This is a genomic window from Actinoallomurus liliacearum (assembly GCF_039542035.1).
GTDB classification, from domain to species: domain Bacteria; phylum Actinomycetota; class Actinomycetes; order Streptosporangiales; family Streptosporangiaceae; genus Actinoallomurus; species Actinoallomurus liliacearum.
The window spans coordinates 813,317-832,584 of record NZ_BAABHJ010000005.1; the positions used below are offsets into that span (position 1 = coordinate 813,317).

22 protein-coding genes are annotated in these 19,268 nt (G+C 71.0%); 12 read left to right on the top strand and 10 right to left on the bottom strand.

Annotation, left to right across the window (positions count from 1 at the left end; genetic code table 11):
• Positions 1 to 25 precede the first annotated feature (25 nt).
• The 5 genes from tsaE (at position 26) to tsaD (ending at position 3,519) form a co-directional block, all read left to right on the top strand.
• Entirely contained in the window at positions 26 to 448 is a 423-nt protein-coding gene (gene tsaE / locus ABD978_RS11755; protein ID WP_345353683.1) for a tRNA (adenosine(37)-N6)-threonylcarbamoyltransferase complex ATPase subunit type 1 TsaE, read from the top strand.
• A 125-nt stretch (positions 449 to 573) separates the two neighbouring features.
• Positions 574 to 1,296, top strand: coding sequence for a hypothetical protein (locus ABD978_RS11760; protein ID WP_345352929.1), 723 nt, complete (start codon positions 574 to 576; stop codon positions 1,294 to 1,296).
• A gap of 50 nt (positions 1,297 to 1,346) precedes the next feature.
• Entirely contained in the window at positions 1,347 to 2,009 is a 663-nt protein-coding gene (gene tsaB / locus ABD978_RS11765; RefSeq protein WP_345352932.1) for a tRNA (adenosine(37)-N6)-threonylcarbamoyltransferase complex dimerization subunit type 1 TsaB, read from the top strand.
• On the top strand, positions 2,006 to 2,491 hold the full coding sequence (rimI, locus tag ABD978_RS11770) for a ribosomal protein S18-alanine N-acetyltransferase (RefSeq protein WP_345352935.1): 486 nt from the start codon (positions 2,006 to 2,008) through the stop codon (positions 2,489 to 2,491). Before tsaB ends, rimI begins: the two co-directional genes overlap by 4 nt.
• The gene (gene tsaD / locus ABD978_RS11775) at positions 2,488 to 3,519 is read left to right on the top strand and encodes a tRNA (adenosine(37)-N6)-threonylcarbamoyltransferase complex transferase subunit TsaD (RefSeq protein WP_345352938.1); all 1,032 of its coding nucleotides are present in this window, start codon (positions 2,488 to 2,490) and stop codon (positions 3,517 to 3,519) included. Before rimI ends, tsaD begins: the two co-directional genes overlap by 4 nt.
• Positions 3,520 to 3,526: 7 nt before the next feature.
• Here tsaD and ABD978_RS11780 read toward each other — a convergent pair whose 3' ends face one another.
• Complete coding sequence (locus ABD978_RS11780) at positions 3,527 to 4,942, bottom strand: RNA-guided endonuclease InsQ/TnpB family protein (protein WP_345352941.1); 1,416 nt, start codon at positions 4,940 to 4,942, stop codon at positions 3,527 to 3,529.
• A 283-nt stretch (positions 4,943 to 5,225) separates the two neighbouring features.
• On the opposite strand from ABD978_RS11780, the gene ABD978_RS11785 reads away from it, so the two are divergent.
• Positions 5,226 to 5,495, top strand: coding sequence for a type II toxin-antitoxin system Phd/YefM family antitoxin (locus tag ABD978_RS11785; protein ID WP_345352944.1), 270 nt, complete (start codon positions 5,226 to 5,228; stop codon positions 5,493 to 5,495).
• Positions 5,485 to 5,961 carry a type II toxin-antitoxin system VapC family toxin gene (locus ABD978_RS11790; protein ID WP_345352947.1) on the top strand — a complete coding sequence of 159 codons (477 nt, stop codon included), beginning with the start codon at positions 5,485 to 5,487 and terminating at the stop codon, positions 5,959 to 5,961. The genes ABD978_RS11785 and ABD978_RS11790 overlap by 11 nt, the downstream gene beginning before the upstream one ends.
• A gap of 241 nt (positions 5,962 to 6,202) precedes the next feature.
• Here the strand turns inward: ABD978_RS11790 and ABD978_RS11795 are convergent, their stop codons facing one another.
• The 4 genes from ABD978_RS11795 to ABD978_RS11810 all read right to left on the bottom strand — a co-directional run bounded on the left by ABD978_RS11795 (position 6,203) and on the right by ABD978_RS11810 (position 9,755).
• Positions 6,203 to 7,006 carry an ABC transporter permease gene (locus ABD978_RS11795; RefSeq protein ID WP_345352950.1) on the bottom strand — a complete coding sequence of 268 codons (804 nt, stop codon included), beginning with the start codon at positions 7,004 to 7,006 and terminating at the stop codon, positions 6,203 to 6,205.
• Complete coding sequence (locus ABD978_RS11800; RefSeq protein ID WP_345352953.1) at positions 7,003 to 7,977, bottom strand: ATP-binding cassette domain-containing protein; 975 nt, start codon at positions 7,975 to 7,977, stop codon at positions 7,003 to 7,005. Before ABD978_RS11800 ends, ABD978_RS11795 begins: the two co-directional genes overlap by 4 nt.
• 311 nt (positions 7,978 to 8,288) lie before the next feature.
• Entirely contained in the window at positions 8,289 to 9,158 is an 870-nt protein-coding gene (locus ABD978_RS11805) for a DUF4097 family beta strand repeat-containing protein (RefSeq protein ID WP_345352956.1), read from the bottom strand.
• A gap of 72 nt (positions 9,159 to 9,230) precedes the next feature.
• Positions 9,231 to 9,755, bottom strand: coding sequence for a toxin-antitoxin system HicB family antitoxin (locus ABD978_RS11810; RefSeq protein ID WP_345352959.1), 525 nt, complete (start codon positions 9,753 to 9,755; stop codon positions 9,231 to 9,233).
• 484 nt (positions 9,756 to 10,239) lie between these two features.
• Here ABD978_RS11810 and ABD978_RS11815 point away from each other — a divergent pair, with 484 nt between their 5' ends.
• Positions 10,240 to 10,425, top strand: coding sequence for a subtilase-type protease inhibitor (locus tag ABD978_RS11815; RefSeq protein ID WP_345352962.1), 186 nt, complete (start codon positions 10,240 to 10,242; stop codon positions 10,423 to 10,425).
• A 306-nt stretch (positions 10,426 to 10,731) separates the two neighbouring features.
• Here ABD978_RS11815 and ABD978_RS11820 read toward each other — a convergent pair whose 3' ends face one another.
• The 4 genes from ABD978_RS11820 to ABD978_RS11835 form a co-directional block, all read right to left on the bottom strand.
• Positions 10,732 to 11,661, bottom strand: a complete 930-nt coding sequence (locus ABD978_RS11820; protein WP_345352965.1) for an aminoglycoside phosphotransferase family protein — start codon at positions 11,659 to 11,661, stop codon at positions 10,732 to 10,734.
• A gap of 151 nt (positions 11,662 to 11,812) precedes the next feature.
• The gene (locus ABD978_RS11825) at positions 11,813 to 13,057 is read right to left on the bottom strand and encodes a coiled-coil domain-containing protein (protein WP_345352968.1); all 1,245 of its coding nucleotides are present in this window, start codon (positions 13,055 to 13,057) and stop codon (positions 11,813 to 11,815) included.
• Between the two features lie 145 nt (positions 13,058 to 13,202).
• Positions 13,203 to 13,418: a TFIIB-type zinc ribbon-containing protein gene (locus ABD978_RS11830; RefSeq protein WP_345352971.1), complete on the bottom strand. Its 216-nt coding sequence runs from the start codon at positions 13,416 to 13,418 to the stop codon at positions 13,203 to 13,205.
• 282 nt (positions 13,419 to 13,700) lie between these two features.
• A complete protein-coding gene (locus ABD978_RS11835) occupies positions 13,701 to 14,894 on the bottom strand; it encodes a class I SAM-dependent methyltransferase (RefSeq protein ID WP_345352975.1) in 1,194 nt (397 codons plus the stop codon).
• 281 nt (positions 14,895 to 15,175) lie between these two features.
• Here ABD978_RS11835 and groES point away from each other — a divergent pair, with 281 nt between their 5' ends.
• From groES to ABD978_RS11855, 4 genes are all read left to right on the top strand, one after another.
• Positions 15,176 to 15,487, top strand: a complete 312-nt coding sequence (gene groES, locus ABD978_RS11840; RefSeq protein ID WP_141956791.1) for a co-chaperone GroES — start codon at positions 15,176 to 15,178, stop codon at positions 15,485 to 15,487.
• A 91-nt stretch (positions 15,488 to 15,578) separates the two neighbouring features.
• The gene (groL, locus tag ABD978_RS11845; protein WP_345352978.1) at positions 15,579 to 17,201 is read left to right on the top strand and encodes a chaperonin GroEL; all 1,623 of its coding nucleotides are present in this window, start codon (positions 15,579 to 15,581) and stop codon (positions 17,199 to 17,201) included.
• A 247-nt stretch (positions 17,202 to 17,448) separates the two neighbouring features.
• A complete protein-coding gene (locus ABD978_RS11850) occupies positions 17,449 to 18,087 on the top strand; it encodes a sigma-70 family RNA polymerase sigma factor (RefSeq protein ID WP_425550694.1) in 639 nt (212 codons plus the stop codon).
• Positions 18,084 to 18,833 carry a hypothetical protein gene (locus tag ABD978_RS11855; protein WP_345352981.1) on the top strand — a complete coding sequence of 250 codons (750 nt, stop codon included), beginning with the start codon at positions 18,084 to 18,086 and terminating at the stop codon, positions 18,831 to 18,833. Before ABD978_RS11850 ends, ABD978_RS11855 begins: the two co-directional genes overlap by 4 nt.
• A gap of 27 nt (positions 18,834 to 18,860) precedes the next feature.
• On the opposite strand, the gene ABD978_RS11860 is transcribed toward ABD978_RS11855, so the two are convergent.
• Positions 18,861 to 19,247, bottom strand: a complete 387-nt coding sequence (locus ABD978_RS11860; RefSeq protein WP_345352984.1) for a DUF5319 domain-containing protein — start codon at positions 19,245 to 19,247, stop codon at positions 18,861 to 18,863.
• Positions 19,248 to 19,268: the final 21 nt, after the last annotated feature.

Genomic DNA, 19,268 nt, shown 5'->3' on the forward strand with positions numbered 1-19,268 from the left:
CATCCCGGTGCCCACCGATGAGGTCATGCGCGAGCTGGGCCGGAGGCTGGCCGCAGCGCTGCGCGGCGGCGATCTGGTCGTGCTGTCCGGGCCGCTCGGCGCGGGCAAGACCACGCTGACCCAGGGCCTGGGCGACGGGCTCAAGGTCCGCGGGCCGATCACGTCGCCGACCTTCGTGATCGCGCGGGTCCACCCGTCGCTGGCCGGCGGGCCCGCGCTGGTGCACGTCGACGCCTACCGCCTCGGCGGGCTGGACGAGGTCGACGATCTGGACCTCGACCTGCAGGACGCCGTGACCGTCGTCGAGTGGGGCGAGGGCATGGTGGAGGAGCTGTCCGAGGACCGGCTCGAGGTCACGATCGAGCGCGGGGACACGGAGGAGCGCACCGTCCGGATCACGGGCGTCGGCGCCCGCTGGGCGGACTCGCCGGTCGACCACCTGCTGTGATCGGCGGATTTGGACCGGTCCCTTCCTGTTCGGGCGCAGACGTAATCGAGATCTTGCAATACCCTCACCAGTAAATCTCACCTTCCTGGCGAATCAGGACATATGACTCGAGGGGGAGAGATCTGGTGAGTGGCCGTCGTCGCGCCCCCCGCCCGGCCGGACGCCGCAGACGCGTCTGGGCCGTCGCGGGCGTCCTCGCATTGGTCGTCGCCGTCTGCGCCGTCGCGGCCCTCGCGCTCCTGCGGCCGGGCAAGGCCCGGACCACGGCCGTCAAGGCCGGGACCGGACCGCAGAGCTCGCCGATGACCGCACCCGACGGCTCCGAGCGCGACATCGTCCCGGACGCCTGCACGGCGCTGAGCCAGAAGGTCGCCGATCAGCTCACCCCGGGCGCGGAGGCCACCGAGATGAGCCAGGGCGCCCAGCCCGACCAGCACAGCGAATGCGCGTGGAGCCTCTTCGGGAACACCCGCCGGCAGCTCACCGTCGAGCTGCGCGCCCTCACCGCCGACGGCGCGACCAGCGCGACCGGCGTGGCGACCCGGACGTTCGGCCAGGAGTGGGAGTCCGACCGCGCGGGCAAGGAGCTCGCCGACACGGTCAAGGTGCGGGACAGCCGGGGCGTGAGCGGCGTCGGTGAACAGGCGTACGTCGTCTACACGGTCGACGATTCCGGGATCGGCGACGCCGTCGCCAACGCCCGCCTCGCGAACGTCCTCGTCACCGTCCACTTCTCGGGCGGCGACGAGAAAGACGGTGACGCCAAGCCGATCTCCTCCTCGGACGCCGCCAACGGCGCCCTCTCCGCCGCCCGCGACGTGATCTCCGAGCTCCAGTCCCAGTCCTGACGGGGCCGACCGGCTGAGGTGATGCCGTGGGCACGCTACGCTCATAGGTCGTGCTGGTCTTGGCTTTTGACACTGCGACCGCCGCGGTCACCGTCGCCCTGAGCGAGGGCACCGCCGGCGGCGTCCGGCTGCGCGCCGAGTCCAACGCGGTCGACCGGCGGCGGCACGCCGAGGTGCTCGCCCCCGCGATCGCGACCGTGCTCGACGAGGCCGGGGTGACCCGGGCCGACCTGTCGGCCATCGCGGTCGGCGTGGGGCCCGGCCCGTACACCGGCCTGCGCGTCGGCCTCACGACCGCCCGCGCGCTCGGCGCCGTGCTCGGCATCCCCGTCCACGGCGTCTGCACGCTCGACGTCCTCGCCTGGCAGTCCGGCCGCACCGGCCCCTTCGTCGCGGCGACCGACGCCCGGCGCAAGGAGGTCTACTGGGCCTCCTACGCCTCGTCCCGCGCCCGGAGCACGGGTCCCGCCGTGGGCAAGCCCGCCGAGGCCGCCGAGCCGGGCCTGCCCGCCATCGGAGAGGGCGCGCTGCTCTACGCCGACACACTCGCCGGTCAGGAGCCCGCGCTGCCGTCCGCCGCCGCGCTCGCCGACCTGGTCCTCACCCGGCTGTCCGGCGGCGCGGGCCCCGACCTCCTGGAGCCCGTCCCGCTGTACCTCCGCAAGCCCGACGCCCGCGAGCCCGGCCCGCGTAAACGGGTGACGCAGCCATGACGCTGCGCGCGATGAGCGCCGACGACCTGTCCGACGTCCTCGCGCTCGAGCCCGTGCTGTTCCCCGAGGAATCCTGGTCGGAGCAGGCCTACCTCGAGGAGCTGGCCGATCAGACCGGCACGCGGCACTATGTCGTGATCGAGGACGGCGACGGCCGCTTCGCCGGCTGGGCGGGGCTCGCCGCCGTCGGTGGCCAGGCCGACATCCTCACCATCGGCGTCCGGCCGGAGCTGCAGGGGCGGGGGTTCGGCGCCCGGCTGCTGACCGCGCTCCTCGACGAGGCCGCCGCCCGTGGCTGCCCCGAGGTGTTCCTCGACGTCCGCGCCGACAACGACCGGGCACGGCGGCTGTACGAACGATTCGGCTTCACCCCGGTCGGCGTCCGCAAGCGCTACTACCAGCCCTCCGGCGTGGACGCCATCGTGATGGTCCGTGACTCGCGGCGGAGCGCAGTGCCCGCCGGACAGGGAGTGCAAGCATGAAGGACGAACCCCTGGTCCTGGGGATCGAGACGTCCTGCGACGAGACGGGCATCGGCATCGTCCGCGGTCACACGCTGCTCGCCGACGCGATCGCCTCCAGCGTCGACGAGCACGCGCGCTTCGGCGGGGTCGTCCCCGAGGTCGCGTCGCGGGCGCACCTGGAGGCCATGACGCCGACCGTGGACCGCGCCCTGGCCGACGCGGGCATCACCCTGAACGACATCGACGCGATCGCCGTCACCGCCGGCCCCGGACTCGCCGGGGCGCTCCTCGTCGGCGTCGCCGCCGCCAAGGCCTACTCCCTCGGCCTCGGCAAGCCGCTGTACGGCGTGAACCACCTCGCCGCCCACGTCGCCGTCGACCAGCTCGAACACGGCGCGCTGCCGAAGCCGTGCGTCGCGCTGCTCGTCTCCGGCGGCCACTCATCGCTGCTGCTCGTCCCCGACGTCGCCTCGGACGTGCGCCCGCTCGGCGCCACCGTCGACGACGCGGCGGGGGAGGCGTTCGACAAGGTCGCGCGGGTGCTCGACCTCGGCTTCCCCGGCGGCCCGTACATCGACCGGGCGGCACGGGAGGGCGACCCCGGCTCGGTGTTCTTCCCCCGCGGCAAGTACGACGACGGCACCTACGACTTCTCCTTCTCGGGCCTGAAGACCGCGGTGGCCCGCTGGGTCGAGGCCCGCGAGCGCGCCGGCGAGCCGGTCCCGGTCGCCGACGTCGCCGCGGCCTTCCAGGAGGCGGTCGTCGACGTGCTGACCAAGAAGGCCATCGCCGCCTGCAAGGACAACGACGTGTCCCACCTGCTCGTCGGCGGCGGCGTCGCGGCCAACTCCCGGCTGCGCGCCATGGCCCAGGAGCGCTGCGAGGCGGCCGGCATCGAGCTGCGCGTGCCCCGGCCGAAACTGTGCACCGACAACGGCGCCATGGTCGCGGCCCTCGGCTCCGAGCTCGTCGCCGCCGGCCTCGCCCCCTCCGACCTCGGCCTCCCCGCCGACTCCTCCCTCCCCATCACCCAGGTCCTCGTCTAGTGCCGTGTCAACCAACGTTGGTCGTTTTGGCCGTGTTGGTTGATCCTCGCTTGGGGCGAGCGACTCCCCACGGGGGTGGGGCGGGCCGCGGCCGGCCATTGGACCTTTTGACGGTGCCGTGATGGGGGCGTCGTCTTGGGTCACGCCGGGCTGGTCCGGTACCGGGGAGGTGCCGTCCGGCTCGACGGTGCGTGATCACCACGGGGAACGGGTTCTTGGTGGTGATGGTGCCGCCCGGTCCTCGCCGGGCGATGTTGGCGCCGCCGACCAGGTCGCGGTGCCCGCTGAAACCACAATGCATGCAGGTGAAGCGGCGGCCGGTGGGTTTGGGTACCCGCCGGTCGCAGGACGGGCAGGTCGAGGACGTGCCGCGCTCGTCCACGAGCACGACGCGGATCCCGGCCTGCTCTGCCTTGTCCTTCAAACAGCGGAGCAGGTAGCCGACCCGCCAGTCCCGGACGCGTTTGTTGTGCCGCCGCCCGGCGTTCAGGCCCAGCACCCCTCGCGGGTCACCGATCACCAGCGTCCCGATACGGCGCTGCACTGCCCAGCCGATCACGGTCTTGGCCGCCTCGTGCTGGGCCTGCCTCACGCGGCGTTTGTGCCGGGCCTCCAGCTTCCGCTGCCGGGCCCGGAACTTCCGCCACCGTCGCGACCCCACTTGCCCCGGCTTCGGTGCCCGGGCGGCCATCGTCCGGCGGCGGTATTTGCCGTCTTTGAGATGCAGGTGGGTTTCGGTGCGGATCGCCCGCCCCGACACGATGAGACCTTCTTTGTCGGGTCCGGCCACCGCGAACGGATGAATCACTCCCGGATCCACTCCGGCCACCCGGTCCGGGTCGGGCTCGGTGCCGGGCTCGTAGGTGGCGACGGGGACTTCGGCGGTCACCTCGACGAACAACCGGCGGCCCTCGTTCAGCAAGGTGACCGACCGGACCTGCTCGATCGGGTAGGGCACCTGTCGGTCCAGCCGCACCCGCAACGGCGGCCACCCGCGACCGGCGGGAAGTCGTAACCGCTGGTCCTCCAGGGTGAAGATGCCGTGGTAGTACCGGACCGGCACCAGGCGGCGTTTGCGGCGCGGGAACCGGGCTGAGGCGTCCCCGTCCTTGCGGCGTTTGGCGGCGGCGAACCACGCGTCGCTGTAGCGGCGTAGCACCGACCGCGCCCCCTTGGTGTCCAGTTCACCGAACGTGCCCGGACCGGCCGCCGACAACTCCCGGCACAACGCCTGATACGAGGCCACGGCGGGCAGGCCGCGCTGGCGCCGCCACCGGTTCATATCCAGCACGCACGCCCACACGTCCCCGGCTGAGGCAAGCAGCCCGAAACACCGCTCCCGCTGGCCGGGCGTGAGACGCAGACCGACCCGGGCGGTACGCATCACCGTCCGGGCGGCATCGGGATCAACACGTCGAGGCATGAGGTGATTACAGCAGGTGCCTGCGACAGAACAGAGACGGTCGGCGGTGCCGCACTACCAACCTCCCGAATCGATGATCGCAAACGCCTCATCTCCGGGAGCCGGCACCAAGACGGCGCGTCATCCCAACAGGGCCAACGTTGCTTAATGCGGCACTAGCATTCCGGCGTTCGCCGGGGACCTGGACGCTCCGGACGACGGCGAGGGGCGTCCATCGACGCTTCCACAATGTCGGTGGTGGCACCGGGTGGCGCAGTGTGGCACTCAGGCATAGCATCGGGATATGGCCGCGCAACCTGAGATCACCCAGCGGGATCTGCGGAACCGCTCCAAAGAGATCATGGACGCTGTCGAGCACGGGCAGGCGTTCACGGTCACCAGGGACGGTCACCAGATCGGTGAACTGATCCCCCTGCGTCGGCGTCGCCGGTTCGTCCCCCGTGAGGAGTTCGCCGCGATGTCCCGTGGCGCTTCCGCCATCGACATCGACGCGTTCCGCGCCGATCAGGATGCCGCCCTCGACCACGACGCGGCCGACCCCTATGGCCGCTGAACGTCATCCGCAGGGCCTGCTCGACACGAACATCGTGATTCTGCGGAACTGGATCGATCCCGCCGAACTGCCGGACGAGATGGCGATCAGCGCGATCACACTCGCTGAACTGTCGGCAGGTCCCCACCAGGTCCGCCCCAACAGCGAACAGGGTGACTACGACGAGCATGCCGAGCGTGCTCGACGGCTTGACGTGGTGCAGCGGGTGGAGCACGAATTCGATCCCATCCCGTTCGGAGTCGAGGCCGCGCGGGCCTTCGGCAGAGTCACCGCAGGGGTCGTCGCCGCAGGCCGCAAGCCGCGCCGGCGAGCGGCCGACCTGATGATCGCTGCGGTGGCGATCGCCGAAGGGCTACCGCTGTTCACCACGAATCCCGACGATTTCCGGGGCTTGGACGAGCTACTGGCAGTCGTTCCGGTAACGCGGCCCGTGGTCGAGCACACGCGGCGATCGGATCCCCGCTAACAGATCGAGTCGGCGCCGTATTCGCGAGGCCGGCCGGATATCGGGGCGTGTCTCAGCGGGCCGGCCGTACCGAATGCTTGGTGATCGTGGGCGCGAAGTGGGGCGAACTTCGCAGATTTGCGGTTCGGCTCCGGTCTTGACCGGGCGTTCGGTACGGCGACGAGGTGATGGCCGGAACGGCGACCACCCGGGCCGCCGCCGATGACGGGGACCCGGGGTCGTCTTCGCGTCGCGTCGGTGGTCAGGCGCTGACCGCCTTCTTGTAGAGGCGGGTCGCCAGCGGGATGAACACGATCAGGATGACGGCGATCCAGAGCAGTGATGCCGGGATGGCGTGCTGGATGGGCCAGGCGCCGGAGGTCTTCAGCGCGGCGTTGGTGTTGCCGAAGAGCTCACGTGCGGCCTGGGTGAAGGTGGAGACGGGGTTCCACTCGGCGACGACGCGGAGGGGTGTGGGCAGTTTGGAACTGTCCAGGAAGGCGTTGGAGACGAACATCAGCGGGAGCGAGACCATGGTCGCGATGTTGTTGAAGCTCTCCGGGGTGCGCAGGGCCAGCGCGACGGTCGCGGTGACCCAGGAGAACGCGTAGGCGAACAGCAGCAGCAGCCCGAAGCCGAGGACGGCCTCGTAGGGCGAGGTGTGCACCCGCCAGCCGACGATCAGTCCCATCACCGCCATGACGACCAGGCTGGCGAGGTTCATCAGCAGGTCGCTGACGGTCTGGCCGATCAGCACCGCGGACGGGGCCATGGGCAGCGAGCGGAATCGGTCGAAGATGCCCTTCTGCAGGTCCAGGGTCAGCGTGTAGCCGGTGGTCTGCGCGCCCATGATCACGGCTTGGACGAAGATGCCGGGGAGCAGGAACTCCCGGTACGACATCCCCGGGATGTCGATGACGCTGCCGAAGACGTAGGCGAACAGCAGCACGAACACGATTGGGAACATGATCGCGGCACCGAGCAGGTCCGGCGACCGACGGATCTTCAGGGTGTTGCGCCTGGCGATGGTCCAGCCGTCGGCGATGGGCAGGGTGAGCGCGTTCATCGGATGGCCTCCTGGGCCTGCGGGTCGGTGCCGGACGCCTGGTGCCCGGTCAGGGTGAGGTAGACGTCGTCGAGGGTGGGCCGCCGCAGCCCGGCGTCCCGGACCCGGACTCCTTCGTCGGCCAGCCGGCCGAGAACCTGGCGGAGCGCCTCGGGGCCGTCGGTGACCGGGATGGTGATCTGCAGCGACTCCGGCACGGTCCGCATGGCGCCGACGGCGACCCAGGCGAGCGTCTGCCGGGCGGTCTCCAGTTCGGCGGCGCTGGTCACGGTCAGTTCGATGCGGTTGCCGCCGACCTGGTCCTTGAGCTCGTCGGCGGTGCCGTGGGCGATGGCGCGGCCGTGGTCGACGACCAGGATCTGGTCGGCGAGGTGGTCGGCCTCTTCCATGTACTGGGTGGTGAGCAGCAGCGTGGTGCCGCCTGCGACGAGTTCGGAGATGGTGTCCCACAGCGCGGCGCGGGCGCGGGGGTCCAGCCCTGTGCTGGGTTCGTCCAGGAACAGCACCGGCGGGTCGGCGACCAGCGCGCCGGCGAGGTCGATGCGGCGGCGCATGCCGCCGGAGTAGCCCTTCACGGGCCGGTCGGCGGCGTCGGTGAGGTCGAAGCGTTCGAGCAGCTCGCGGGCGCGGGCCTTGCTGCGCTTGGCGCCCAGGTGGTACAGCCGCCCGACCATCTCCAGGTTCTCGGCGCCGGTGAGGTGCTCGTCGACGGCGGCGTACTGGCCGGACAGCCCGATGCGCGCGCGCAGCCGCCCGGCGTCGGTGACGACGTCGCATCCGGCGACGGTGGCGCGGCCGCCGTCCGGCGGGAGCAGCGTGGTCAGCACCCGTACCGTCGTGGTCTTTCCGGCGCCGTTCGGGCCGAGCAGGGCGAGCACCGTCCCTTGCGGGACGGAGAAGCTCAGCCCGTCCAGGGCGGACACCTCGCCGTATCTCTTGACCAGTCCTTCGGCTGTGATCGCGTCGCTCATGAAGGTCTCCTTGCTGGTGTTCGGGGGCAGGGCCGGCGCAGGTCGATGTCGCCGTGGTGAGGGTGCGAGCATCGTCGGGCAGCGTCAGGACGCGGTGTGACGTGGATTTGCCACACCGCTCCTGGGACGGAGGGGATCGAAGAGGGGGAATCGCCCGGGTCTCTGGCGGGACGTGGGCGAGGCGGTCGCGCTACCGGTCTCGTGACTCGGCGGGGACACGGAGGGAGGCCCGGAGCGCGGTCGGAAGAGAGGAGAGCCGGTCGGCGGATCGGTGCCGCCTCGTGGTCGGGCGCCGCGCGGCGCCGTACGGCTCAGTCCTGAGAGGTCAGGGTGGCCCGGCGGATCACGATGTCGCCGAGTCCAGTGCGGGCGCGGACCTCCACGGTCCGGTCGGCCTCGCCAGGACCGTCGGTCTCGTCCAGCATGTTGTGCACGCTTCCGGCGGTGGCGTGCACGTCGAGCCAGGCGGCCGTGCCCTCCACGACACCGACCTCGAGCTGACCGGCGCCGGTCTGCATGACGACGGTGCCCTGAGAGATCTCACCGATGCGGATCCTGCCCGCCGCGGTCTTCGCGTCGACGTCGGCATGCGCCTGGTCGATCTCGATGTCACCACTGGCGGAGCGGACGCGGACGTCACCGGAGGCCTCTCCGGTCCAGGTGCTTCCGGAGGAGGTCTTGAGCGTGACGGCACCGCCGGCGTGGCGGAGGCGTATCGCGCCGACCCCTGTGGTGATCTTCACGTCGCCCGCCACACGGCCGGCCGTGACGTCCCCGCCGCCGGTCCTCGCCTGCAGCGTGCCGGCGTCCTCCAGCCGGATGACGCCGGCGCCGCTGGAGAGCTCGCAGTCGCCGAGCCGTCCCGCGCAGTGGATGCTGCCGAACCCGGATGAGGCGTGCAGGTCGGAGCCGACAGGGAGCTCGACGTCGATCTGGACGGCAGCGTCCTTGCCGGGGCCCAGGATCCGACTGGCGCGCCGCTTCGGCCCTTTGACCAACAGTCGTCCGTGGGCGTATTCGACCGTGGTCTCCTCCGCGGCTCGGACGTCGCTCGCCTTCGACGCGTCGGCGGGCCGCACCTCGACGACGGTGTCGCCGCGGTCGGACGCGGTGACGCGGAACTCGGCGATGGAGGCGTCGAGCGTCGCGGAGATCGGCTCGGGGGTTGCGAATGTGGGCATGATGCTGTGCTGCCTCTCTGGTCTCAGGGGCGAGGACCCCGCCGCTGGTCGGTGATGGTGAAGGGGTCCGGGTCAGCGGGCCCAGCCGGTGTAGCGGTTGCCGCGCGAAGCCGAGCGTCTGCGGACGTCCTGCGTGGGGCTCGTACGCTCCACGGCCTCGGCGATCGTGCGGACGAGCCAGGCGTTGACCGAGAGTCCTTCCCGGTCGGCGGCCTGTTCGGCCCTGGTCTTCAGCTCTTCGGGGAGGCGGAGGCTGATCCGTGAGACGGCGCCGTCCTTGGTGCTGTAGGACACCGGCGCGGCGGGCTCCGCCGGTGGCGCCACCGCGGCGGCGGCCTCCCCCTCCGAGCCGCCAGGGGGCGACTCCACGACGAACTCTGGCTCACCCCTGCGAAGGCGCACGTCCACCGAGCCGGGCGCGAGCTCCCGGGTGATCTCCTCGGCGGCAGCCGACAGGGCGTCCAGCAGGGCGAGCCGGATCGCCGACTCCAGTGGCGCGGTGAGCCGCTCGGCGAGCTCGCGGGACTCTTGGCCGCCCGCCTCGGCGGCGATCGCGAGCTCCTGGCGGAGCTGGGCGACGTACGACTCCAGGTGCATGACGCCAGCATGGCATGTCGCGTGGCGTCATGACAAGCGGCATGTGACGTCACTTTGACGTCACGATGCCGTCTCCGTGTGCGCCGCCTCGCGAGGCGTCCTCCCGAGTGGTGTGCGGCACGGTGGCCGACTGTGATCTACCCCACTGTCTCCTTCGATTATTGGGAAAATAATAAATTCCCCCTGTGGAGCGAATGACAGAAGCGCTGATGAGGGGTGGATGGCGGGCGCTCGGAGGAAGTACATCTTTCAAATGTTCTCTTGTGATCGTGTGGCCGGGTGTGGACAGGGCTGCGGGGGTTGAACCGTGGATTTCGCCGTAATAACGTCCGTGAGCGAAAGGGATTCGCGACTTAGCGCGTTGCGACAGATCCCTTTGGGAAAGGTCCGATCGGCAAGCGAGAGAACGCCCCAAAGGCCGACTCTCGCACGCCGAAATGGCCATCGAACACGGCTCGGCATGGCAAAGGAGGTTGGAACACGCGTGCCCGATTCGCTGCGAGGTGGAGGCCGGTGGACCACCACGGTGGCCGCATGTGCGCTGGTCCACGCGCCCGTGCGCGTGACCGCTGAGGGTCGGTGGAACGGCGGCTTCCGCCGCTACACCCGGACCTTCTTCAATCGATGCGCGGCGATCCGCGCGACCGGAGGCGTCATCTTCGTCTGCTGACGGGAGACATTCCAGGTGCACCGAGGCTTCACTCGGCTGTAACTTTCACGAGCTTCCCCTGGACGTCGGCTCGGGACTGGCGGGGCCCCGAGCCGACGGAACTCCCTTCCTGTGCCGGTTCCTAAACACCGGCGCGGTTTCGCTGCCCCTGTTCTTATTCTTTCACCGCAATTCGTCGGCGCGCGCCACAAAGAGGTGGACATGCGACGCTTCATTCTTCTCGGCCGCACGCTATCGGCCGCCGCGGCCGTTACGGCCACGAGCGCGAACGCCGCCATCGGCCGGCCCTCCGTAGCGGCGGGAGGGTCAGAAGCTGGCCGGGGCGCCGAGGTCGGCGAGCGCGTGGTCGAGCAGGTCCTCCAAGGCGGGGATGTCGCGGGCGGCGATCGTCCGATCGGGCTGCTCGGGCAGCAGGTCGAGGACCGTGCGCAGGTCCCAGTACGGGTCGTGCCGGTAGCCACCGGACACCTGGTCGAAGGAGGTCGAGAAGCGGTCGGCGGCCGTGACGTCGTAGCGGAGGGCCAGCGCGCGGCGCATGTGGGCGATGTCGATGGCGACCGGACCGTACGACGCGTTGGACCAGTCGACGATGCCGGTGAGGCGGCCGCCGGCCCACAGCGTGTTGTCGGGGTGGTAGTCGCGGTGGATGAAGTGTGCCGCGGCGCCCGGCGTGGGACCGGCGGCGACATCGAGGGCGTGCTCCCACAGCGCCGGTCGCCGGGCGTGTCGCGGGGCGAGCCGGATCTCCAGGCGGTTGTACGGCCGGTAGGGCGGCATGGTCGACGCCCCGGCGACGGCGTGGACGGGCAGCAGCGCGGCGGCCAGCTGGATGAGGTATTCGGAGAGTTCGGCGCAGGAGGGGCGGGGCGGATGGCCCGGCAGCCGGGTGATCAGCAGCGCGGGGACGTCACAGTGCGCCCCGGAGGGGTCCGCCGCCACCAGCGCGGGGGTGGGGATCTCGCACGCGGTGAGCAGGGTCAGGGCCGCGATCTCCAGCTCGGGGGAGAAGTCGATGTCGAGCACCGGCCAGCCGGACGACGCCCAGCGGCGCAGCACCAGGCGATGCACGGTGCCCGAGCGGCTCTCGGCGAGTACCGCGTGGTTGACATGGGCCAGCCCGCCGATCATGGGCCGGACCATTTTCACCTCACTGCCGGGCCCCAGGCATTTTTCGATCCAGCGCAGCGTGGCGGTGCTCGGCGGATCGGAGAGCGTGGGGAAGGTCACGACCTCCATGAAAACGGATTCGGCCGAGGATCGGTAGTGATTTTGACGATAGGAGGCAGACCGAACGGCATGTCATTGCGGGCTCGGCGAGTGAATTGCCGTTAATGATGCAATTAATGGAGAGTGGCCGCTCTGGGGTGAATTGCGAGCGGCCATCCCCTCAGTCCTTGCCGTCCCGTCGCGGCCGCAAGAGCGCCTCGGCCAGCGCCAGCATCGTCTCCTCCAGCGTGACGAGCCGTTTCATCAGGTCCTCATGGACGGTCGTCACCTGCTTGGTCACGTCGTGCTGCACGCCGACGACCCGCTGGGAGACGTCGTCGTGCACTCCCACCACCTGGCGCAGAAGGTCCTCTCGAAGGATCTCCATGTGCTTGGTCAGGTCGACGCGGGACGCCTCAATGATCTTCGACAGCGTCTCCTCGGTCTCGTCTCGATCGGGTCGCGCCCGCAACTCGTCGAGGAGGGGGTCGACCGCCTCGGACAGGCGCTTCTCCAGGGCGTCGAACCGGTCGGTGGGGTCGATGAACGGGCGGTCGCCGATCGCGGCGATCTTGCGGTGCAACTCGTTGATCTCCAGCGTCGCGGGCAGCCGGTCGAGCTGCTGACCGACCCCTTCGACGCGGTCACAGGCCCCGTCCACCTTCGCCTCCAGCGCCGGGAAATGACCCTCGACGCCGCGGATCTTGCCGGACAGGCCCTCCAGCCGGCCGTCGATGCCGTCGAGGCGGCCACCGACCCCCTCGACCCGGCCGTTGACGGCCTCCAGCCCCTGCTCGACCCGCTCGGCCATGTCGTGCAGCGACTGGTCGACCTTGCCGGCCACTCCGTTGATCTCGTGCTCGAGCTTCTCGGACCGGTGCCCGAGGTCGGCGAGCGTCTTGTCCAGCCGGTTGAACCGGACCGACGCGGCCTCCATGGTGCCGGCGAGCCGGTCGAGCCGCTTGGTCAGGTCGTCCATCTGCTGGGCGGCCTGCAGCGTCGCCTCGGTGATGCTCCGGCTGGAGTCCAGTACGGCCTGGATCCGGGCCAGCCCCTCGTCGACGTTCTCGGCGATGACGCCCACGTCGGCCCACAGGGAGGGCAGCTCGGCGACCGGCTTGACCTTATCGCCCACCGACTCGATGTGCTCGGCCAGCCCCTCGGCCCACTCCGGGGGCTTGCCGGACAGCTCGTCGACCTGTCCGCGGACGGTGTCGAGCTGGGTCGTCAGCCCGGTGAGCTCACGCTCCCGGACCTCACGGAGTAGCCACTCTATTCCCTCCAGCCGCTGGTGGATCTCGTCCATCAGCTGGCCCGTCGAACGCTGCTCATAGACATGATCTTGCGCCGCGCGGGCTAGCAATTCTCGCATTCGGTCCGAGACCGGCTGACCCCCTGTCTGCAGGAAGTTGTGATTGGTGTCCACCCGGGTACTCCTTCGTCTGCCCTGCCGGAAATAGCGGCGGCATGGATCGCGAGGAGACACTCTATTGAGCGGACCAAGGTCATCGAGCCGGAGAAAAGAAATTCAGGGGAAAGAGATTATGTCCGGTGCGGCAAAGCGCCCTTTTTCAGGCGCGGCGATGCCGGCCCTCGTACGAGATCCCGGCCGGGTGGCCGCAGACGGCGGGGGCGTGGGAGGTGCCGCGCCACATCAGGCGGTCGAGTTCGCCCCGTCCGAGGAACACTCCACGGCAGCGGGAGCACTCCTCGAACACGATGCCGCCCCGCTGGAAGGTCACCATTCCGGCACCGCACTTCGGACACCGCAGTACGGCGTCGGCCATCGTCGTCCCCCGTCTTCGCCCGCACCCGGATCGCGGGCGCCCGTCATCGCGCCCGCGGCGCGGCCTACCGGTCGCCAAGAGTAGTCAGGCGGACACGGCCGTCACCGTGGTCTTTGCCGGACGCTGGCGTGTCGCCCCCAGCCCCGGGCGGACGACCTGGCCCGCCGCCGGATGAGGACGGTCGCGGTCCCGCCCGCTCCCCGCGTGCCCGCCTGCGCCGCGCGTGCCCGCCTGCTCCGCGCGTGCCCGCCTGCTCCGCGCGTGCCCGCCCGGTCCGCGCGCTCAGGCTTCGCGGCAGATGAGGGCGGTCGGGGCGTCGCCCACGCGGGTGAGCACCAGGACGCGCGCCTCGGTGCCGTCGGTGCGCAGGTCGCGGCGCAGCCGTTCGACGTCTCCGGCGAAGCCGCGCTTCATGATCGTCAGAGTGCCGGTCCGCTGGGCGCGCAGCGCCGCCCGTACCCGCTTCACGCCGAACGGCAGGACGTCCAGGATCTCGTACGGGCGCGCGAACGGCGTCGCGCGCAACGCGTCGGAGGTGATGTAGGCGATCCGCGGGTCGGCCAGCGCCCCGTCGAGCAGGGCCGCGGCCTCGGCGACGAGGTGGGCCCGGACCACGGCGCCGTCCGGTTCGTACAGATAACGGCGCCAGCCGGCCACCGGCGGCGCCCCGAGGTCCGGATCGACCACCAGGGTCGCCGGCTCCCGGTCCTGCCGCAGCAGAGTCGCCCGGCGCGGCGTCTCGCCCGCCAGGTCGCCGAGCCACAGCGCCGCCTCCTTCACCTCCCCGGCGTCGGAGATCCACTCCGCCTCCGCGCCCGGCGGGACCGCCTCGTGCGGGATGCCCGGGGCGACCTTGACGCAGGCGCCCGGCGCGCGGTCGGCGAGGTCCAGCACCGTGCCGAGCGGCGGCAGGTACGCGTCCGGGTCGAACACCCGCCCGCGGGCCGTACGGCGGCCGGGGTCGGCGAAGACGGCGGCGTACCCGCCGGGGTCCTGCGCGGCGGCGTCGCCGATCCGTACGTCCGCCAGGTCCGCCAGGCCGAAGGCGCGGAGGTTGGCCCGCGCGACGGCGGCGGTGAGCGGATCGAGCTCGACGCCGACGCCGCCGACGCCCGTACGGGCGCGGGCGAGGAGATCGCCGCCGATGCCGCAGCCGAGGTCGAGCACCCGGCCACCTCGGGAGAGCCGGTCGGCGAACCGCCGCGCCCGGTGCCGGGCGACGCTGGCACGGGTGGCCTGTTCGAGGCCCTGCGGGGTGAAGTACATCCGGTCCGCGTCGGCGCCGAACTTCGCCCGGCCGCGCTCCCGGAGCCGGGCCTGCGTCAGCGCCGCGCCGACGAGGTCGGCCGGATGGCGGCCCCGCAGGCGGGCGACCATGGCCGGCAGCGTGCGCTCCTCGACACCGGCGGCGCCGATCTCGCCGAGCAGCTCTTGACCTGCGGGGGTGAGGAGCTCCTCGAACGCGGCGATGTCCACCCGAAGACGGTAGTCGCCGGACGCACCCGGGATGCACCTGACCACCGGCGAAGATTCACAAACGACTCATATAACGACAGGTGGGCGGCACGCGGGGGCCCGTGTTGACGGGTTCCCGGACCCCGGCATAATCTCCAACTGGCACTCTCCCCATGAGAGTGCCAATCAAGCGACAGGCTGGTCTGGCACCCGCGACGGCAGGCCACCATCGTCGCGTCTCCAACATGCGGCTGGCCGATCTGGTCGGCCGAGGATACGCAATCGAAGGGGAAGGTCAGATCGTGTCGACCGCCACCAAGGTTGTTCTCAAGCCGCTCGAGGACCGCATCGTCGTCCAGCCTCTCGAGGCCGAGCAGACCACCGCGTCGGGTCTGGTCATCCCGGACACGGCCAAGGAGAAGCCCCAGGAGGGCACCGTCCTGGCCGTCGGGCCGGGCCGCTTCGACGACAAGGGCGAGAAGCGCGTACCGCTCGACGTCAAGGTCGGGGACGTCGTCCTCTACAGCAAGTACGGCGGCACCGAGGTCAAGTACAACAACGAGGATTACCTCGTTCTGTCGGCCCGCGACGTGCTCGCCGTCGTCGAGAAGTAAGACACCCGAACAGATGCGCCGCCCCGGTTCCGCCCGATGAGGGCGGCCGGGGCTGCGCACGTCCACGGACATCCATACTTGGAGCTTCCCAATGCCGAAGATCCTGGAGTTCGACGAGGGAGCGCGCCGCGCCCTTGAGCGTGGCGTCAACGCCCTCGCGGACGCCGTCAAGGTGACGATCGGCCCGCGCGGCCGCAACGTCGTCATCGACAAGAAGTGGGGCGCCCCCACCATCACGAACGACGGTGTCACCATCGCGCGTGAGGTGGAGCTCGACGACCCGTACGAGAACCTTGGCGCGCAGCTCGCCAAGGAGGTCGCCACCAAGACCAACGACATCGCGGGTGACGGCACCACCACCGCGACGGTCCTGGCGCAGGCGCTCGTACGCGAGGGGCTGCGGAACGTCGCCGCCGGCGCGTCGCCGATCAGCCTCAAGCGGGGCATCGACGCCGCCGCCAACTACGTCTCCGAGCAGCTGCTCAAGTCGGCCCGTGAGGTGACCGACAAGGAGTCGATCGCGCACGTCGCCACCATCTCCGCCCAGGACGCCAAGATCGGCGAGCTCATCGCCGAGGCGTTCGACAAGGTGGGCAAGGACGGTGTCATCACCGTCGAGGAGGCCCACACGATGGGCCTGGAGCTGGAGTTCACCGAGGGCCTCCAGTTCGACAAGGGCTACCTGTCGCCGTACATGGTGACCGACCCGGAGCGCATGGAGGCGGTCCTCGAGGACGCCTACATCCTCATCCACGACGGCAAGATCTCCAACGTCACGGAGTTCCTGCCGCTGGCGGAGAAGGTCGCCCAGACCCGTAAGCCGCTGCTGGTCGTCGCCGAGGACGTCGAGGGCGAGGCCCTGGCGCTCCTCGTGCAGAACAAGCTGCGCGGCACGTTCGTCAGCGTCGCGGTGAAGGCGCCGGGCTTCGGCGACCGCCGCAAGGCGATGCTGGAGGACATGGCCGTCCTCACCGGCGGCCAGGTCGTCACGGAGGCCGTCGGCCTCAAGCTCGACAGCGTCGACCTCGACGTGCTGGGCCGCGCCCGGCGCGTGACGGTCACCAAGGACGCCACCACGGTCGTGGACGGCTCGGGCGAGGCGGCCGCGATCGAGGACCGGATCCGCCAGATCCGCCGCGAGATCGAGGGCAGCGACTCCGACTGGGACCGCGAGAAGCTCCAGGAGCGCCTCGCCAAGCTGGCCGGGGGCGTCTGCGTCCTGCGCGTCGGCGCGGCCACCGAGGTGGAGCTCAAGGAGAAGAAGCACCGCCTCGAGGACGCCATCTCCGCCACCCGCGCGGCGATCGAGGAGGGCATCGTCTCCGGCGGCGGCAGCGCGCTGGTGCACGTCTCCAAGGAGGGCTTCGACGCCCTCGGCCTGTCCGGTGACGAGGCCACCGGCGCCGAGGCGGTCCGCCGCGCCCTGGTCGAGCCGCAGCGCTGGATCGCCGAGAACGGCGGCTGGGAAGGCTACGTCGTCGTCTCCAAGGTCGAGTCGCTGCCGGTCGGCTCCGGCTTCAACGCCGCCAGCGGTGAGTACGGCGACCTGATCGCCCAGGGCGTCATCGACCCGGTGAAGGTGACCCGCTCCGCGGTCAGCAACGCCGCGTCGATCGCCGGCATGCTGCTCACCACGGAGGCGCTCGTCGCCGACAAGCCCGAGGAGGAGCCGGACGCCGCCGCGGGCGGCCACGGCCACGGCCACGGTCACTGATCATCGACCGGCCGCGACACTGCGGCCGACGGATCACACGGATGCCCTCGCCACGCGCCTGGCGGGGGCATCCGTCGTTCATCGGGCACGCTCGGTGACGGCGGTCAGCGCCGTCATCACACTCAGCGACCGTGATCGTTCGCGTGGTCACACTCAGCGACCGCAATCGCGTTGGGATCAGCACTGTGACCATTCCGTTGTCGTCAACGATGCAGACAGGCGCGATCTCGGTGGGCATCATGCTTTCGTGACCGAGGGAGCGATCGCCGGGGCCGCGGTTCGGGGTGCCACCGCCGAACTACGGGGGAGACGACCGGCTAAGGCGGACGACAATGACCTCAGGGAACTCACGATCCTTGCCGTTCAGGGAGACCCCGAAGCGGTCGAATCCCTGATCGGGCGGGTCCGCCCGATGGTCGTGCGTTACTGCCGGGCACGGCTCGGCCGGGTGTCCGGGCAGTACCACATCGCGGACGACGTCGCCCAGGAGGTGTGCATCGCCGTCCTCGGCGCGCTGCCGCGCTACCGCGACATGGGCCGCCCTTTCGCGTCCTTCGTCTTCGGTATCGCGTCGCACAAGATCGCCGACGCGCTGCGCAGCGCCATCCGGGCGGCCGTGCCGACCGAGGACCTGCCCGACGGCCCCGACGAGGGCCCGGGCCCGGAGGAGACGGTCGTCCGCTACATCGAGGCGGAGCGCGCGCGGGGCCTTCTCGACCGGTTGCCGGATCATCAACGGGAATTGGTTCTCCTGCGGGTGGTGGCGGGTCTGTCCGCCGAGGAGACCGGTAATGTACTGGGCATGTCAGCCGGGGCCGTACGCGTCGCCCAGCACCGGGCTCTCGCCCGTCTTCGAGCGATGGCGAGTGAGGAGTCGATCGCTTGACCGAAGGGGGTTCCGCCACTCCCGAGCCGCTCGACCTCAGTGAGATCACCCGCAGCGGCGATCTGTTCGACGCCTTGGCCGCACGCCGCGTCACCGATCCGGGTTCCGGATCCGCCGTCTCCGACGATCCGGCCGCCCGCCTGCTGGCCGCCCTGGTCGCCGACGTCGACACGGGCGCGCCGCCACTGCCCGGCCCCGCCCGCGTCTCCCGCGCGACGTCCAAGACCTCCGGGCGCCCCGTGGTCCGGGCGTTCGTCACCTTCGGCGCGGTCGCGGTCATGCTGACGACGGCCGGTGCCGCGGTCGCGGTCGGCGGGGGAGGCGGCGGGCCGAAGGCGCACGCTCCATCGGCCCGGCACCAGCTCACGGAACGCTCCAAGGCCCGCATCGAGTCGGTCGGCCGGGCGCTCCCCAGCGGGCCCCGGCCCACGGTGGACCGGACCCCGGCCGACAAGGCGGACCCCACTCCGACCACGACCAAGGCGTCCGGGCCGCACACCCCCGAGAAGGGGCGCGGCTCCGCTTTCGCCGGGCCTCCGTCGGCGCGGCAGTCCGGCAGCCCCTCGGCGACCCCCACCCCGACCCCGACCCCGAGCCCGTCCGCGGGGACGCCGACCGAGTCGCCCTCGCCGGTCTCGACCTCGACGCCTGCCACCCCGCAGCCCGACGACACCGCCATCGCCCCGCAGCGCCGGGTCACCGGGGCGAAAACGGGCGCGCCGGGCCGGACGCCACGCGCCCGGTAAGGCGCCGGAACCGGGGACGACCAGGCCCTAGCTCGACTGGCCTTCCTCGCTGTCGATGACGCCGTCGACGTACCCGCGGGCGTACTCCCAGCTCACGTAGTCCTCGGGGGCCGCGGCGATGGCCGGCTCGTGGACCCGGGGCAACCCCTCGTCGAGCAGGTGGCGCAGGTTGCCGTGCAGGAGGTCCCAGTCGATGTGATGCGCGCGACCGCAGTCGCCGCATTCGACGGTGAGGCCCTTGATGCCGAGAGGCTCCAGGAGAGCGCGGAAGACCTCCAGGTCGGCGAGGTCGGCCAGCACGTCCTCCCGCTCCGTCGTGCTCAGCGGAGCGGTCTCGTCGCCCGGATCGCCGAGCGCGGCCGCCGGGTCCTCGGGATCATTCGCGAACGGATCGAGCGGAGCGTCATCGTGCACAAACCCACGCTACCCGAGTAT

Bases quoted from the DNA above. Each gene is read 5' to 3' on its own strand.
- tsaE (WP_345353683.1), top strand. From the start codon at position 26: ATGCGCGAGCTGGGCCGGAGGCTGGCCGCAGCGCTGCGCGGCGGCGAT.
- rimI (WP_345352935.1), top strand. From the start codon at position 2,006: ATGACGCTGCGCGCGATGAGCGCCGACGACCTGTCCGACGTCCTCGCG.
- tsaD (WP_345352938.1), top strand. From the start codon at position 2,488: ATGAAGGACGAACCCCTGGTCCTGGGGATCGAGACGTCCTGCGACGAG.
- ABD978_RS11780 (WP_345352941.1), bottom strand. From the start codon at position 4,942: ATGCCTCGACGTGTTGATCCCGATGCCGCCCGGACGGTGATGCGTACC.
- ABD978_RS11785 (WP_345352944.1), top strand. From the start codon at position 5,226: ATGGCCGCGCAACCTGAGATCACCCAGCGGGATCTGCGGAACCGCTCC.
- ABD978_RS11790 (WP_345352947.1), top strand. From the start codon at position 5,485: ATGGCCGCTGAACGTCATCCGCAGGGCCTGCTCGACACGAACATCGTG.
- ABD978_RS11795 (WP_345352950.1), bottom strand. From the start codon at position 7,006: ATGAACGCGCTCACCCTGCCCATCGCCGACGGCTGGACCATCGCCAGG.
- ABD978_RS11800 (WP_345352953.1), bottom strand. From the start codon at position 7,977: ATGAGCGACGCGATCACAGCCGAAGGACTGGTCAAGAGATACGGCGAG.
- ABD978_RS11805 (WP_345352956.1), bottom strand. From the start codon at position 9,158: ATGCCCACATTCGCAACCCCCGAGCCGATCTCCGCGACGCTCGACGCC.
- ABD978_RS11810 (WP_345352959.1), bottom strand. From the start codon at position 9,755: ATGCACCTGGAGTCGTACGTCGCCCAGCTCCGCCAGGAGCTCGCGATC.
- ABD978_RS11820 (WP_345352965.1), bottom strand. From the start codon at position 11,661: ATGGAGGTCGTGACCTTCCCCACGCTCTCCGATCCGCCGAGCACCGCC.
- ABD978_RS11830 (WP_345352971.1), bottom strand. From the start codon at position 13,418: ATGGCCGACGCCGTACTGCGGTGTCCGAAGTGCGGTGCCGGAATGGTG.
- groL (WP_345352978.1), top strand. From the start codon at position 15,579: ATGCCGAAGATCCTGGAGTTCGACGAGGGAGCGCGCCGCGCCCTTGAG.